Origin of the sequence: Lentzea sp. NPDC005914 (assembly GCF_040629405.1) — a bacterium.
Taxonomy (GTDB): domain Bacteria; phylum Actinomycetota; class Actinomycetes; order Mycobacteriales; family Pseudonocardiaceae; genus Lentzea.
This window is the reverse complement of sequence record NZ_JBEXVQ010000001.1, coordinates 113082-128653: the sequence shown is the minus strand read 5'-3', so window position 1 is coordinate 128653 and position 15572 is coordinate 113082. Positions and strand designations below refer to the sequence as shown.

Here is a 15572-nt window from a genome sequence, read left to right as displayed (position 1 = left end):
GGGTGCGTGACGATCCTGCGACGCGCTCTGCCGGACGAGGCGGGCACGCTCACCGAACTCGCATTGGCCGCCAAGGCTTTCTGGGGTTACGACGAGGACTTCATCGAGGCGTGCCGGGACGAGCTGACGTTCCACCCGGAGGACGTCGGCCGGCGGCACATCGTGGTCGCCGAGGTTTCCGGTGCGGTCGCGGGGTTCTACAGCGTCGACGGCACGCCGCCGGTGGGCGAGCTCGGCAACCTGTGGGTCAGGCCGGACACGATCGGCACCGGACTGGGCCGCGTGCTGTGGGAGGACGCGCTGGCCACCGCGCGGGACCTGGGGCACGAGCAGCTCGACATCGACGCCGAACCGTTCGCGGAGGGCTTCTACCTGAAGATGGGGGCCGAACGCGTCGGCGAGATCGCCTCCGGCTCCGTTCCCGGACGGATGCTGCCGCAGCTCAGAGTGAGAGTCCCGGCGTGAGAACGCTGAACCGGATCGTCACGGCGACCGCGTCCGTCGTCACCTACGTGGCGCTGCTGCTGGCCATCACCGCGGGCATAGACCTGAGAGAGCGCAACGCCTACCACGACGCGCCGGCCCAGTACGCCGCCTTCCTCGCCGCCCTCGACAGCCGTTCGCCCGACGACGCCCACGCGGTCGACAGCTGGTTCAGAGCCCACACGCAGGCCAGCAGCAGAGCGGACGCCTCGATCTCCCTCGGTACCGATGCCGTCGACGACGGCGACTACGACCTCGCCCGCCGGTTCACCGACGACGTGGCCGAGAAGATCGCGGAGGACCAGCAGGGGTTCGACAGGAGGTTCGCCGAAGCCTGGGCACGCGCGCTGCCGTGGCTGGTGATCGGCGCGATCCTCACCGCCGCCGCGCTCGCGCTCCGGCACTGGCGCCGCAAGCAGAACGCCGACGTCGTCGAGGTGGTCAACCAGTTCGTGCCGCCGCGACCGTGGTGGCGGCGTCCCGTCTTCCTCGTCGTCAGCGGGATCGGCTACACGTTCCTGGTGTCCGGATTCTTCGCGTTCATCACGGCGACCCGGGCCTACGAACTCCCTTGGGCCGTAAGAGGACTTGTCTTCGTGGGCGGTTTCGTGACGTGGCCCATCGCGTACTTCCTCCTGAAGCACTCGCGTCCCCGGTCCACGCGCAGTGCGGCGCAGGCACTGCGGACCGACTGGCGCAAGCCGGTGCTGTACCTGCGCGGCTTCGGTGACGATCCCGAGGCGGCGGTCGTCGACGAGCAGCCCGCACTGACGTCGAGCGGTCTGCTGAGCATCCATTCGCGAGAGGAACACCTCATCGGCGCGCTCAGGGCGTTCGGTCCCGTCGTCGCGGTCGGCAGGCCCGGTGAACAGCTGCCGCACCTCGGCGCGGCGCGGTTCTACCTGCCGGGCGACGACTGGCAGTCCGGTGTCCTGCGGCTGATGGAGCTGTCACAACTGATCGTGCTGCGGCTCGGTGACGGCGACGGGGTGTGGTGGGAGGTCGACCAGGCGCGCGACACCCAGCCACCGGGCAAGCTCGTCCTGCTGATCCCCGGTGGCAGGCCCGACCTCGCCGAACGGCTGGACGCCCACCTGCCGAAGCCCGCGAAGGTCGCGGCGCACTCTGACAGGTGGACGTCCGATGTCGTCGTGTTCAAGGAGGACTGGACCCCGCACGTACAGCCCGTGGGGCCCTTTCCCGGCGACAAGAAGTCGCCGGCCCCGGCCATGTTCTACGTGGCCCAGGCGATGCAGGCGGCGCTGCGGGAGATCGGCGTGCGGAGGCGCGCAATGGGTCCGCGGACCAACAGCCTCCCCCTCGCGATCATCGGCAAGGTACTGCTGCTGATCCCCGCGTTCGTCCTGGTCGTCTACTTCCTGAGGCTGCTCCTCCTATGGTGAGGTCCACTTCTGGTTGGCGCCGCCGTTGCAGTCCCACAGCACGAGCTGCGTGCCGTTGGTGGAGTTGAAGCCCGGCACGTCGAGGCACCGCCCGGACTGCGGGTTGACCAGCGCTCCCCCGCTCGCCGACCACTTCTGGTGGCCGAGTCCGTTGCACGCGTAGAGCTGCACCACCGCGCCGTTCGCGCTGGATCCGCCGTAGATGTCCAGGCACCTGCCCGAGTTCTGCAACGACCCGTCCGGTGCGGCGGTCCAGTTCTGCGCGGTGGTGCCGTTGCAGTCCCAGATCTGGGCGCGCGAACCGTCTGTGTCGAGACATTTCCCGGCCAGTCCGGACACCACCGGGCCAGAACGCGTTCCGCGGTTGTGCAGGCCGAACGTCGCGATCGCCGGTGCCGCACGGGATCCGGTGATGCGCAGCCGAACCCGGTTCGTGGTCACCGGTGACGCGAGCCTCACGAGCTTCTTGTAGCCGACCGTGGTGTCGGCGGCGATCTGCGTCCACGCACTGCCGGTCCAGCTGTCGACGACGAAGCTCTGTGTGCGCATGCCGACTGCCATGTCCTCCTGGATGTTGACCACGTTGAACGTCCGGTCGCCGCCTAGGTCCAGAACCAGTTCGCCGGTGGTGGACGACAGCTGCCACGACGTGTCCGGATTGCCGTCGACCGCCGCCGGAGCGGAAGTCGTGGCACCACGAGCGAAATCGGTGCCGAACGTCGACGAGATCGTGTTGCCGAACGTGGTCAGCGCGGCGACGGTCGGCCCGTCCAACAGCCCGTGAGCGTCCGGACCGACGTTGAGCAGCAGCTGGCAGTTGCGGCCGACCGACGTGTAGTAGGTGTCTTCGAGCTGCGCAGGCGTCTTGATCGAGGTGTACGGGTAGAACCAGCCGTCCGGGTAGATCGACGTGTCGCACTCGGCGGGCGTCCAGCGCACCACGTCCCACTTGCTGGTGCCATCCGAGTCACGTTGCGCGAGAACGGAGTCGCCGCCGATGTCGGTGGCGCGCTCGTCCTCCGGCTCCAGGAACCGGTCGGCCGCGGTCGATGCGTCGCCGCGCAACGGGATCGGCGACCACTCGCTCTGGCGGCCGACGCCGTCCTCGTTGCCGACCCAGCGGTTGTCGATGTCCTGGAACATCACTGCCTGCGGCTGCAGCGTGCGGACGATCCGGATCCAGTCGGTGTAGTTGTACGGGTTGCTCTTGCCGGTCGGGTTGGCGCCGTCCCACCACACCTCGTCGACCACGCCGTACCGCGTGAGCAACTCGTACAGGTTGTTCATGAAGTAGGTGTTGTAGTCGTCGGCGGTCACCGCGAACGTCCGTCCGCCCACGACGTCCGCCGCGTTCGACGGGATCGTGCGCGCGACGGCCGCGCTCCCGCTGCCGAACCGGCCACCGGGCTGGGCCTCGTGCAGGTCCGACGGCGAGATGTAGACGCCGACCTTCATCCCCTGTGCCCGTACGGCGTCCGAGAACTCCCGCACGACATCGCCCGTGCCGCCACGCCAGGAGCTCGACGCGACACCGAACGACGAGTAGCGCGACGGGAACAGCAGGAACCCGTCGTGGTGCTTCACGGTGAGGATGACGAGCTTGAAACCGGCTGACTTCAACGCCGAGGCCCACTGACCGGGGTTGAGCTGGTCAGGCTGGAAGTCATTCGGGTTCTCGGTGCCGGTGCCGTGCTCACGGCCGGTGTAGGTGTTGATTCCGAAGTGGACGAACGCGGTGAGCTCCAGCCGTTGCCAGGCCAGCTGCCGTGCGGACGGCGTCACGGACGCGGCCTTCTGCCTGATCTGCGCGGGTGTGTCGTTCGGTGAGACCGCGACGGTGGATGAGGCGATCTGGACATCCGCTGCCGCCACACCGCCGAACAACAACATCAGGACAGCGAACAGGGCGATTTTCACCTGAGCTCCCACTGTTGGTTGAGGCCACCGTTGGACGGCCACTGGACGACAGCGGCGTTGTCGGCGGTCGAGGCACCGGAGACGTCGGCGAGCATGCCGCTGTGCCGGTTGGTCAGCGTGCCGCCGGAGATCGTCCACTGCTGGTTGGCGCCCGCGTTCGGCGTCCACTGCACGAGCTGGGTGCCCTGGGTGGTGGAGAATCCGGGCACGTCCAGGGCTTTGCCGCTGCCGACGTTGATCAGCTGCGAACCGACGACCTTCCACCGCTGCAACGACGACCCGGAATCGGTCTGCTGGACGACGAGAGCGCCTTCGCCTGCGGAGGAGGCCGCGAGGAGCTTGCCGCTGTTGCGGTTCACCACCCGATACTCGGAGATCGCGCTGCCGGGCGTGATCGACAGGTTGTCGAACTGCGGTGTGCGCCACCGCGTCGCGATGTTCGTCTCCCCCACCCCGACCGCGATTCCGGCCGGACCGGCGCCGTACGTGCCGTCAGTCGCCGAACCCAGCGTCACCCCGTCGACGATGGCGGTCAACGTCGTGCCGTCCAGCCTGAACGCGACGGTGTGCCAGGTGTTGACGCCCATCGACGCGCGGGTCCCGGAAGCCAGCACGGTCAGCGCACCCGCGGTGTTGCCGCGCAGGATCTGCCACGCTCCGCCCTGGCCGACCCTGAGGTGGTAGGCGTTGATCTGCCCGACCTGCCAGTAGTCCCGCGCTCCGAATCTGCCCAGCAGGGCGACGGAACCGCCGGACTGCTCGAACAGCACGTCGGTCTGCACGGTGTAGTTGATCATCGAGTTGTCGCCGATCAACGCGTACGAGTAGCTCTGGTGCGGATGCCACGGAATGGGCGCGACCGGAGCCATCTGCCGCAGGCACAACCCGCGACCGGCGCAGTCGACCGCCTCGAACGAGCCGTGCTGGTCAGCCAGGAACCGGGCCTCGCGGGAGACGCCGTACGAGTCGAAGCTGTCGTTGTGCGGCAAGGGGAACGGCGTCGCCGCGTTACCGGACGCCGTTCCCCTGCCCTGACCGTTCGTGGTGCTGAACGAGTAGATCCTGCCCGGCTGCAGGGTGACCGACCAGGTCCCGTTCACCGGCGTGACGTCCGGTTGCCGCACGAACCAGTCAGCGGGGTTCTCCGAGCTCAGGTTGCTGGACCAGGCCCGGAGCGCCCCGGTGGGAAGGCCACCCGTCACGGTGGCGGTGAAGGTCTCGGGCGCGGTGGCGCGGGTCGTCTCGATGATCGTCGTGTACTGGCCGTCGCCCTTCAGGGTCACGTAGCTGCCGACGTCGCGGTTGCCGGAGAGATAGCCGCTGGCGGAGTCGATGAACTGCCAGCCCGGTCGCGCGAACTGGTTCCAGTGCGCCTGCACCCACAGCGATTTGCCCTCGCTGTACTGGCCGGACCACGGCTGCGGCGCGACCATCAGGCCGGTCGTCTGGAACGGCAGGCCGGGCGGCAGCGAGGCGATCAGGGGCCAGTTCATGTACGCGGTCATGCGGGCGTCGATGTACCCGCGGTTGAGCTGCCGGGCCATCACCGCGCCGCCGGTGCGGTAGTCCTGCGAACCGTTCTCGCTGGCCCACAACGGTTTGCCGATCGCCTGGGCTTCCGGCGTCGAGTCGCAGTAGTCGCCCGTCGACTCGGACACGCCACGGCACGGGTAGTGCGCGCCGACGACGTCGACCGCGTTGCGGAACGCCGTGTTGGACCGCATGTCGTCGACGACGTCCCAGCCGCCGTCCGCGCCGACGATCTTGACGTTGCCGAACCCGTTGGCGTTCAAGGCGTTGCGCAGATCGACGAACCACTGGACGCTGTAGCCGTTCTCGTTCCACCCGCCCAGGTAGTCGATCGTCAGCCCGTGCACGTCCCGCGCGCCCCGCAGGTAGTTCAGCAGGTAGGTGATCATGTTGGACGTCCACACGTCGGACGTGCCGATCCATCCCGGCGCCGCCCACGCCAGCGCGGCGAGCTTGATCGAGGGGTTGCGGGACTTGGCCTCCTTCATCAGCCACCACTCGTAGCCGCGCTGGTAGTTCTGGTCGGTCGCGGTGTGCATGTGGCTGGGTTCGGCGCCGTCGGTGGAGTTCGCGTCGCCGCCGACCTCGACCTTCAGCAACGACAGCGCGGCGCCGTAGCCGGGCTTGAACAGGTAGTCGAGGATCTGCGAGCGCTGCGGTTCTGCGTAGTCGTGGAGCAGCTTGGTGTTGCCGCCACCGCCGCTCACCGCGCCGACGCCGTCGAACACGCGCCCGGTGCCGTTTCCGTTGATGGTGATGCTGGTCGCCGCGTGGGCCGGGCTCGCGACCAGTAGCGCTCCGAGCAGGATCAGAACGCCGAACGCACGTTTCATACCAGGGCTCCCTTGCGGTCGACAACGTTGTCACGCAGGCAGGGTGGTGCGGTGGAGCCATGTTGGGGGTGGGCCAGAACCCGGTCAACGCATCGCGGCGACCTTGTCCGGTACCGGGCACGCGTGGGAGGACCACGTGCGCCCGGAAGGACCGTGGGATCAGCAGCTCGCGACGGCGGACCACAACCACTAGCACCACACGCGACCGGTCCGGTCCCGTTGTCTTCCCGAGTCAAGTTTTCTTCCGTTGTGTGACAGCGCATCGGAAGATCGCTAGCGTCAGGCCGTCCGCCGCCACGCCCTGCCAGCGAACGGACTTCCCATGCGCAGATTCGTCGCCGCGTTCTCGGCGATCGCCCTGCTCGCACTCCCTTCTCCCGCCCAGGCCTCGCCATCGCCGGGGACACCTCGGCAACAGACCGACGTCATCACGCTGATCACCGGTGACACCGTGTTCGTGCACGGCGCCGACGTCGAGGTGAAAGCCGCCGACGGCCGGGAGAAGGTCGAGTTCGTCCGGCTGACCGAGGACGGTGACGCGTTCGTCTTCCCCGCCGACACCGTTGACGACGTGGCGTCCGGCAGGGTCGACCGGCGGCTGTTCAACGTCACCGAACTGGTCAGGGAGGGGTTCGCGGGCAGGCCGCTACCGTTGATCGTCAGCCACGACGGCCCGCGAATCATGGGCGGCCGTTACCTGAGCAGCATCAACGCCACCGCCGTCACCGCGTCCGAGGCGATCTTCGCGGCGAGCTCGGTGAAGAAGATCTGGCTCGACGCCAACGCCCGGCTCATCGACGACGAGAGCAACGACCAGATCGGCGCGCCGGCCGCGTGGCGGGCGGGCTTCACCGGCAAGGGCGTGACCGTCGCCGACCTCGACTCCGGTTACGACCCGGCGCACCCGGACTTCCAGGGCGTCGTCGTGGGGCACAAGGACTTCCTCACCGACGGCGGCGCGAGCGTCGACCAGCACGGGCACGGCAGCCACACCGCGAGCATCATCGCCGGGTCCGGCGCGGCCAGCGCCGGCAAATACCGCGGCGTCGCGCCGGACGCGAAACTGCTGGTGGGCAAGGTGTGCGACGCGTCGGGCAGCTGCCCGAACTCCGCGATCATCGAGGGCATGGAGTGGGCCGCGAGCAACGGGGCGCGGGTGGTGAACCTCAGCCTCGGCGGCGGCGCGACCGACGGCACGGACCCGATGTCGCAGGCGGTCAACAGTCTGACCGCGCAGACCGGCACGCTGTTCGTGATCGCGGCGGGCAACTCGGGCGCGGCGGGGACGGTCGCGTCACCGGGTGCCGCCGATGCCGCGCTGACCGTCGGCAGTGTCACGAAGGCCGACGCGCTGAGCTCGTTCTCCAGCCGTGGCCCGCGCGTGGGTGACGGTGCGATCAAGCCCGACATCGCGGCGCCCGGCTCGGCGATCGTCGCGGCACGGGCGGCGGGCACGTCGATGGGCACGCCCGTCGACGCCAACTACACCACCGCTTCCGGCACGTCGATGGCCACACCGCACGTGACCGGAGCGGCGGCTGTGCTCGCCCAGCAGCACCCCGAGTGGAAGGCTTCGCAGCTCAAGGCCGCGTTGATGGCCGCGAGCAAGCCGTTGAACCTCTCGGTGTACGCGCAGGGTGCCGGGCGGCTCGACGTGGGCAAGGCGGTCAATGCGACTTTGACGTCATCTCCGGCGAGCCTGTCGTTCGGGCTGATGAAGTGGCCGCACAACGGTCCGATCACCAAGACGCTGACCTACCGCAACGACGGCGAGGCGGCGCTCGAACTGGACGTCACCGTGCCCGCACCGTACACAGTGGACACTACGAAGATCACCGTTCCCGCGCACGGCACCGCGTCGGTCAACGTCACGCTGACGCCCGGCGCCGAGGGCGAGTTCACCGGCCGGGTCGTGGCGTCCGGCGCCGGAGCGTCGCTGAGCACGGCGATCGGCGGCCAGGTGGAGGGCGAGCGGTACAGCCTCAAGATCACCACCGTGGGCCGCGCCGGCAACGTCCCGCAACTCTCGACCGGTGTCCTCGTGAACGCCGCCACCGGGTCCGGTGCCGGGTCGATCTTCGGGTTCAACCAGGGCGAGTTCGCCTACCGGCTGCCGCCCGGCACCTACGACGTCCAGGCCGCGCTCGCCGACCCGTACGCCGGCAACATCTCCGGTGCCAGGTCGATCGTCGCGAAGGTCGGGCTGAAACTCGACAAGGACACCTCGCTCTCCCTGGACGCGCGCACGGCGAGCCCTGTCACCTCCGCGGTGCAGGGTGTGCGGACCACGTCCGAGTCCAACGACTTCGGTGTCAGCGTGGGCAAGTCGGGCATCACCTACGTCGCCGACCCGACCGCACCGCTCTACGCCACGCCGACCGGCAGGATCACCGACCGGGTCTACACGTTCCACCTCTCCCCCGCGCTGGTCGCCGGAGCCGACCTGTGGCGGCCGATCTTCTGGGACGAGCACGGCATTCCGGGCAAGCTCGACTTCGTGGCGGGGCAACGCGAGTTCGCCAAGGTACGTGCCGACTACGCCGCGGACGTGCCGGGCGCGGTGGGTTCACGCGGGGTCTACGGATCCTTCCCCCGCTCCAGCGGAACGATCGTCCCGTTGCGCAGTACGACGTTGCCCTTGCGGCGCAACGAGTACTTCCACGCCTCGAAGGACATCGTCTGGAGCAACACGATGTACCTCATGCAGACCCAGCCGGTCTACCGGTACGAGGTCGAGACGATGCTGCGCCGCACGTTCGACCGCCGCACCTACGACGTGCGCTGGAACCGGGCCCCGGTGAGCCCCGCGACCGGTCCGGTCGGCCTGGGCTGGGGTGCGCAGCGCAAGGCGGGCAAGCTGGACGTCTACATCCCGCTGTTCTCCACGGCGGGCAAGGACACCTACCGGCAGTCGCAGAACGCGATGCTGAAGGCGAGCACGACCTTGTCCAAGGACGGCAAGGTGATCGGCTCGTCGGCCTACCCGGGCTGGGGATCGTTCGCCGCTCCGGACGCCGGTACGTACGAGATCAGGTCCCAGGCCACGCGGGAGCTGCCGTGGACGACGCTCGGCACGTCGGCCGAGGCGGTGTGGACCGTTGCCGACAAGCTGGTCGACGGACCGTTGCCGCTGTTGGTGGTGCGGACCTCTGCTGACCAGGAGGCTCGGGCCGGGCGGGTGCACTGCTTGAAGGTCGAGGTGCAGAAGCCCGCCGGGTCGCGGATCACCAGGCTGGGCGTCGAGGTGTCGTTCGACGACGGCAAGACCTGGCGGCGCGTACCGGTCGTCGCCGGCCACGCGTTGATCCTGCACCCCGCCGCGCCGGGGTTCGTGTCGGTGCGGTCGGAGGCTCGTGACCAGGCAGGCAACTCGGTCAGCCAGACCGTGTTGCGGTCCTACAGCTTCAGGTGAGGCTGGTGGACTTCCAGCCAGGCGGCGAGGTCCAGCACCTGGTCGAGGTGTCCGGCCACGCGTGACCGGTCGACCAGCTCGAACACGGGGTGGTCGCTGGTGAGCTCCTCTGTTCGAGTCCGCAGCGCCGCGAGCGTGCCGTCGGTCCGCACGCTCGTGGCGCTCGGCTGCCGTGCGTTGTAGAGGTACTCGACCAGCCGGTGGTCGGTGAACGGCAGCCGCACCTCCAGTCCGACGGCCATGCTCAGCCGGTCCGCGCGGTCGAGCATCACCTTGATCGTCCGGGTGAGGTGCAGATACGCCGCCTTTCGTTGTTGCCACTCGTCTTCTGTCTCTCCTGGGAGTCTCGCGATCTCGTTGACGGCACTGGCGTACGTGTCCGCCGCGTGGACCTCTAGGTCGAGGGTTTTGACGACATCCTCGCGGAAGAAGGTGCTGGACATCGGGCGATGGCCGCCGAACAGGTGGTCCGCGCCTTCTTCCGGCAGCACGACGGTGAAGTGTTCGCGCGCGGCTCTGAAGAGTTGCAGCAGCGGGAAGTCCATGTCGCCCGCGCTCTGCGGCAGGTCTCTGATCGTGACCAGTTCCCGCCGCAGCACGGTGCTTCGCTCACCGAACGGTGCGGCGAGCCGGCCAATCGGGACGTCCGCGACCAGCTGGCGGGCCACGATGTCCTGCCGGAGCCTGCGGATCTCCTTGGCGGTCTCCTCGGCGTCGTCCAGGTGGGGTGCGGTTTCCAGGCGCCAGTAGAAGTGTTCCCTTGTGCCCGTGCGGTCGGCGGTGAGGATGGTGCCGGGCCGCACCTCGTGCAGTCCCTTGTAGACCGTGTGCCCGGGGGTGTGGGTGAACAGCTCGCGCAGGCCGTCGGCGTCGATCTCCCGGCGGGTCCCGGGATGCGCGAAGACCGCCTTGGGCTCACTGCCGAACAACACGCCGTTGCCGGTCGGGTAGTAGTACAACGGCTTGACGCCGAGCCGGTCGCGCACGAGCACGAGCCGTTGCGCGCGGCCGTCCCACAACGCGAAGGCGAACATGCCGTTGAGCCGTTCCGCGACGCCGAGCCCCCACTCGAGGTAGCCGCGCAGCACGACCTCGGTGTCCGTGCCCGTGGTGAACCGGTGGCCGCGTCCGCGCAGGTCAGCGCGCAACTCCTGGAAGTTGAAGACCTCGCCGTTGTAGGTGATGGTCACGTGCCCTGCCGACATCGGCTGGGTACCGTTCGCGGGGTCGAGCACCGCGAGCCGCCGGTTCCCGAGCGCCGCGTGCTCGGAGGTCCACAGCCCGCCCGCGTCGGGTCCGCGCGGGAGCAGCGTCGCGGTCATGGCCGCGAGAACGTCGTGCCGGATGGTGAGGTCGTGGCCGAAGTCGACCCATCCGGTGATGCCACACATGAAGGAAGTGAAGCGGCTATCGCGCGTGTGAACGCCTAGAGTTCGCCGTCCGTAGTTCCTGACGTGAGCCGATTCGCCGTTTTCGCATTGGTCCTCTTCCTCGGTGCCTGTTCCACCGCCGCGCCCGAGGAGACAGCGACACCGGAGGAGTTGGAGGCGGCGTCCGGTCCCGCCGCCGGCCCGACCCCGGTGCTGCCGGGGGACGTAGCGATGCTGCGTGTCGAAGAGTCGGCCGCGGTCGGCCCCGTCGTCGCCGACCGCGACCACTACACCCTCTACTTCGACGAGAAGGACGGCACGAACCCGCCGTCGTCGGTGTGCGTCGAGGCCGAGTGCACGCTGGTGTGGATTCCGCTGCTGGCCGCGGGTGGCCAGGTCGAGGCGCCTACCGTCGACGCCAAGCTGGTGGGGACGTTCAAGCGGCCGGACGGGCTGGATCAGGTCACGATCGGCGGGCATCCCGTGTACCGGTACGTCGATGATGAGCAGGCTGGGGACGCGGTGGGGCACGGGGTGGACGGGCGGTTCGCCATCGCGCCCAACGGTGCCAAGGCTTCGCGCTGATGCCGGGTCGCCAGCGCGGCCCGTGGGCGGTGGTGGCGTGGGGTGCTGGCGGGTGGCTGTGGTGCGGTGGGGGCGACGGCTGGGTGGTGGCGGGTGGCTGCGGCCTCGTGGGGCGGCGACTGGGCCCTAGCGGGATGCCGTGGTCCCGTTGGGCCGCGGTGACGACCGGACGCTAGCGAGTGGCCGCGGTGCTGCGGAGGGCGACCGGGCGCCAGCGGGAGACCGTGGCGCCGTAGGAGCGGCGACCGGGCGTTGGCGACAGGCCGCGGTGCCGTTTCAGCACGGCCTGGGCGCGACGTCGACCGTGCCGACGCTGTCGATCGTGCTCACCACGCCCCGACGGCACCTGAGCCACCCATTAGCGCCCAGCCGCCACCACGCGACCACCTCCGCCCGCTAACGACCGAGCCCCGCGTCCCGAGCCCGGATGATCGCGGCCGCCCTGTCCGCCACCTGGAGCTTCGCGAAGATGGCGGACACGTTGTTGGCCACCGTCTTCGAGGCCACACCGAGCTTCGCCGCGATGGCACCGTTGGGCAGCCCGGCGGCGAGCAGGTCGAGGATCTGGCGTTCGCGGCCGGTCAGTTCGGGGAACGGAACGTCCGGTGTGGACGATCCGGTCAGGAAGCCGAGCACCCGTTGCGCCACGGCCGGGCCGAAGATCGCCTCGCCGGCCGCCACCGCGCGGATGGCCCTGGCTATCTCGTCCTGCTCGGCGCCCTTGACCAGGTAGCCGCGGGCGCCGGCGCGCATGGCGGCGAAGACCGAGTCGTCGTCGGCGAACATCGTGAGCACCAGGACGGCTACGTCTGGTGCGGCTCGGGCGATCTCCTTGGTGGCGTTGATGCCGTCGAGGTCGGGCATCTGCAGGTCCAGGACGGCTACGTCCGGGCGGGTGGTGACGACTTCGCGCACGGCCTCGCGGCCCGTTTTGGCCACGCCGACCACGTCGAAGCCCGGGAGGGAGGTGAGCAGGGCGCTCATGCCCTCGCGGACGATGGGGTGGTCGTCGGCGATCACGACTCGGATGGCGGTCACGGCACCTCCACCGGCAAGCGTGCCCACACCCGTCCGCCTCCCTCGATCGGGCCGGCCTCCAAGCCGCCACCCAGCTCGGCCGCGCGCTCTCTCATCGCCTGCATTCCGACGCCGGGACTCCACGGGCCGTTCGGTGCGCCGTCGTCGGTGACCTCTACTTCGAGTTCGTCTCCGCAGGTCAGGCGCACAACGACCAGCGACGCTCCGGAGTGGCGGACCACGTTGGTCAGCGCTTCGGTCGCGATGCGGTAGGCGGCGACCTCGACTGCTGCGGAGAGGGCCGGGACGGTGTCGGGGACGTCGAGACGCAGCTGAAGTGGCGTGCGCACCAGGTGTTCGGCGCGTTGTCGCAACGCTCCGAGCAGGCCCAGTTCGTCGAGTGCGGGCGGGCGCAGGTCCTCCACCAGTCGGCGCACGTCGGCGATCGCCGTCCGCACGTCCGCGCTCACGCCTGTGATGAGGCTTCGAGTGCGGTCCGGGTCGGTGGCCAGCAGGTTCGTGGCGGCGTCCGCGCTCAGGGCCACGCCCGTCAGCGTTGGGCCCAGGCCGTCGTGCAGGTCTCGGCGGAGGCGGCGGCGTTCTTCTTCGCGGGCGGTCACTAGACGCTCGCGGGAGGCCTGCAGCTGTGTCGACAGCAACGTCGCGTGCACGGCCACGGCCAGAGGAGCGGCCACGAGGCTCAAGACATTGCGGTCGGCGGCACCGAGCGCGCTCGAGCCAGTGCGCACACCCACGTGCAGAGCGCCCACCACCGCGCCGTTGTACTGCAACGGAACTTCGACGACATGAGAAGGCCGCGTGCCGTCACTCGCCAACGTGACGTCAAAAGCTGTCAGAGCCACGTACGGCACACGCAACGCGACCCGCACCGCCTCCACAACGCCCGCCAGCCCCTCGCCCGCCAGGTGCTCGCTGACCTTCGAGACCACCCGAGCCGGGTCGCCGCGGTCACCGTACAAAGCGCGGTCGACGAGGCGTTGCAGGCGCGGCAACACCGGCGCGACCAGCAACGCGACCACCACCGTGGCGACGACCGGCCGGCCGAGCTGCGCGGAGACGAACCGGTCCAGCACCGCCACCAGCACGCCGTAGACGACCAGCACCACCGCCGACAGCAGCAGCCACGCCAGCACCCGCGACACCACGAGCCGGATGTCCAGCAGCTGGTTGCGCACGATCGCGATGGTCACCGCGATCGGGATCAACGGAATCGCGAGCAGCACGAACACCGGCGTGCCTGCCACGAACGACCACGGCACCACGAACGCCGCCGCCACACTCGCCGCCAGCAGCAGCCACAGCACCGAGTCCTCGCCCCGCCGGTACCGCACCGCCAGCGCCACGACCCCGGCCAGCAACGCCGCCAGCGTCCGCAGCTCCGACACGATCCACAACGGACCGAGCTCCGCGTACCCCGGCAGCTTCAGGTACCCAGGGCCTTCCGGATCCGCCCCCAGCTCCACCACGAACAACGGCGCCGTCACCACGATCGCGACCGCCACCGGCAGCCAGCGCCGGGACGGCAGCCGCCCGTCCGGGAAGAGCACCAGCGCCAGCGGCATGAACAGCCCGATCGACCACGGCCACGCGTACGACGAGATCGTCATGACCAGCGGGTCGTCGCTCGGCGCCCCCAGAGCCGTGATGGCGTGCCCGAGACTGTCGGCGAGGAACAGCCAGCCGATCGGGTTGCGCGGCCGGTGCCAGGCGAGGATCGCCCCGCAGATCGCGAACGCCAGCGCCATCGCGGAGTTCGTGACGACGAACGCGTCGAGCGCCTGCTGCCACGTCCAGCCCAGCCGCCACGCGATCACGGCGGCGGCCCCGATCGCGGCCACCACCAGGGCGCCGAGACCGGACGCGAGCACGCGGCCGATGGTCATGCCGATCAGTGTGGGCCGCGGACGGCCTGATGTCCCGGGATCGCGTTCCCGGCACGCCCGGGAAACCTCCCGCCCGCACCGGATCACGCACTCGTGTCCGAGGAACGCGCCCGGCCCGACAGTTGCTTCCAACCGAACCTGGAGGTGCCCGATGTTCCGCGCCGGACTGCTCGTCCTCGGCCTGCTCTCCGTGGCAGACCTGCTGCTCCCCCTGCTCACCGACGGCGAAGCCCCGCCGATGGCCGTCGCCCTGGTCGCCGCCGCGCTGGGTCTCGCGAGCCTCGTGCTCGTGATCTCGGCCTGGCGAGGCGCCCGAAAAGCGATCGTCCCGCTGGTCGTCCTGCGAGCCCTGTCGGCCGCGGCCGCCGTGCCCGCGTTCTTCGAACCCGGCGGCCCCGCACCGGCGATCGTCGCAGCCGCCGCCACCATCGCGCTGACCGCGGTGGGCGCGGGCCTCGTGCTCAAGGGCCGCACGGCGGTGGCGTCATGAGGTGGCTGCTGCCGATCGGGCCCATCGCGATCGCGATCCTCCGCCTGATCCTCCCCTACGACACGACCGACGACCCGGCCACCGTGCTGCAGAAGGTCGCCGCACACCCGGACGCGCAGAACTGGGTGATCTGGCTCGGTTTCGCCGGCATGCTGACCCTGGCCCCGGCGGTGATCTGGATCGCGCGAACGACCCGCGAGCACGCCCCGAAAACGTCCATCGCGGCCGCCGTCCTGCTGGTCCCCGCTTACCTGTCACTCGGTCTGCTCGTGGCCGAGGACGCCGCCGCGCTCAACGGGTACACCATCAGCCACCCCGCCCTCGACACGGCCACCGGGATCTTCGTTGCGGGACACGTCATCGGCACGGTTCTGCTGGGCGTCGCGATGTGGCGGTCAGGACTTCCCCGATGGGCCGCGGCAGCCACCGCGATCTCCCAGCCGTTGCACTTCGTCGCCGCCATCATCGTCGTCAGTCACGAGCTCGACTTCGCGGCGTGGGGCCTCAACGCGGTGGGCTTCGCGGCGGTCGCCGTTGCCACACGCCGAAATTTCGGCACTGACAAGGCGTCACGCTCGCAGCACACACTGTCCGGAAGGGCAGCCGGTTTGTCGCGTTCGGCCTAGTT

The 15572-nt window shown here is 69.6% G+C and carries 11 protein-coding genes; 6 read left to right on the top strand and 5 right to left on the bottom strand.

Translation table 11 applies throughout. The features are described 5' to 3' along the window. Positions 1 to 6: 6 nt before the first annotated feature. Both ABZ345_RS00590 and ABZ345_RS00585 read left to right on the top strand, forming a co-directional pair. Complete coding sequence (locus ABZ345_RS00590; RefSeq protein WP_359841441.1) at positions 7 to 465, top strand: GNAT family N-acetyltransferase; 459 nt, start codon at positions 7 to 9, stop codon at positions 463 to 465. Further along, a complete protein-coding gene (locus ABZ345_RS00585; protein ID WP_359841439.1) occupies positions 462 to 1886 on the top strand; it encodes a hypothetical protein in 1425 nt (474 codons plus the stop codon). Before ABZ345_RS00590 ends, ABZ345_RS00585 begins: the two co-directional genes overlap by 4 nt. On the opposite strand, the gene ABZ345_RS00580 is transcribed toward ABZ345_RS00585, so the two are convergent. Together ABZ345_RS00580 and ABZ345_RS00575 are read right to left on the bottom strand one after the other, a co-directional pair. Next, positions 1878 to 3803 (bottom strand): alpha-L-fucosidase, encoded by a 1926-nt coding sequence (locus ABZ345_RS00580; protein ID WP_359841438.1) that lies wholly within the window; start codon positions 3801 to 3803, stop codon positions 1878 to 1880. The two genes, ABZ345_RS00585 and ABZ345_RS00580, sit on opposite strands and share 9 nt — an antisense overlap. Continuing rightward, the gene (locus ABZ345_RS00575; RefSeq protein WP_359841436.1) at positions 3800 to 6166 is read right to left on the bottom strand and encodes an RICIN domain-containing protein; all 2367 of its coding nucleotides are present in this window, start codon (positions 6164 to 6166) and stop codon (positions 3800 to 3802) included. Before ABZ345_RS00575 ends, ABZ345_RS00580 begins: the two co-directional genes overlap by 4 nt. A 322-nt stretch (positions 6167 to 6488) precedes the next feature. On the opposite strand from ABZ345_RS00575, the gene ABZ345_RS00570 reads away from it, so the two are divergent. Continuing rightward, a complete protein-coding gene (locus ABZ345_RS00570) occupies positions 6489 to 9578 on the top strand; it encodes a S8 family serine peptidase (protein WP_359841434.1) in 3090 nt (1029 codons plus the stop codon). Here ABZ345_RS00570 and ABZ345_RS00565 read toward each other — a convergent pair. Further along, positions 9563 to 10969: an asparagine synthase-related protein gene (locus ABZ345_RS00565; RefSeq protein ID WP_359841432.1), complete on the bottom strand. Its 1407-nt coding sequence runs from the start codon at positions 10967 to 10969 to the stop codon at positions 9563 to 9565. The two genes, ABZ345_RS00570 and ABZ345_RS00565, sit on opposite strands and share 16 nt — an antisense overlap. Positions 10970 to 11032: 63 nt before the next feature. On the opposite strand from ABZ345_RS00565, the gene ABZ345_RS00560 reads away from it, so the two are divergent. Continuing rightward, positions 11033 to 11533 (top strand): hypothetical protein, encoded by a 501-nt coding sequence (locus ABZ345_RS00560; RefSeq protein WP_359841430.1) that lies wholly within the window; start codon positions 11033 to 11035, stop codon positions 11531 to 11533. A 396-nt stretch (positions 11534 to 11929) separates the two neighbouring features. On the opposite strand, the gene ABZ345_RS00555 is transcribed toward ABZ345_RS00560, so the two are convergent. Both ABZ345_RS00555 and ABZ345_RS00550 read right to left on the bottom strand, forming a co-directional pair. Next, a complete protein-coding gene (locus ABZ345_RS00555; protein ID WP_359841428.1) occupies positions 11930 to 12571 on the bottom strand; it encodes a response regulator transcription factor in 642 nt (213 codons plus the stop codon). Next, complete coding sequence (locus ABZ345_RS00550) at positions 12568 to 14454, bottom strand: sensor histidine kinase (protein WP_359841426.1); 1887 nt, start codon at positions 14452 to 14454, stop codon at positions 12568 to 12570. Before ABZ345_RS00550 ends, ABZ345_RS00555 begins: the two co-directional genes overlap by 4 nt. Positions 14455 to 14605: 151 nt before the next feature. On the opposite strand from ABZ345_RS00550, the gene ABZ345_RS00545 reads away from it, so the two are divergent. Together ABZ345_RS00545 and ABZ345_RS00540 are read left to right on the top strand one after the other, a co-directional pair. Next, positions 14606 to 14944, top strand: coding sequence for a hypothetical protein (locus ABZ345_RS00545; protein WP_359841424.1), 339 nt, complete (start codon positions 14606 to 14608; stop codon positions 14942 to 14944). After that, positions 14941 to 15570, top strand: a complete 630-nt coding sequence (locus ABZ345_RS00540; RefSeq protein WP_359841423.1) for a hypothetical protein — start codon at positions 14941 to 14943, stop codon at positions 15568 to 15570. Before ABZ345_RS00545 ends, ABZ345_RS00540 begins: the two co-directional genes overlap by 4 nt. Positions 15571 to 15572: the final 2 nt, after the last annotated feature.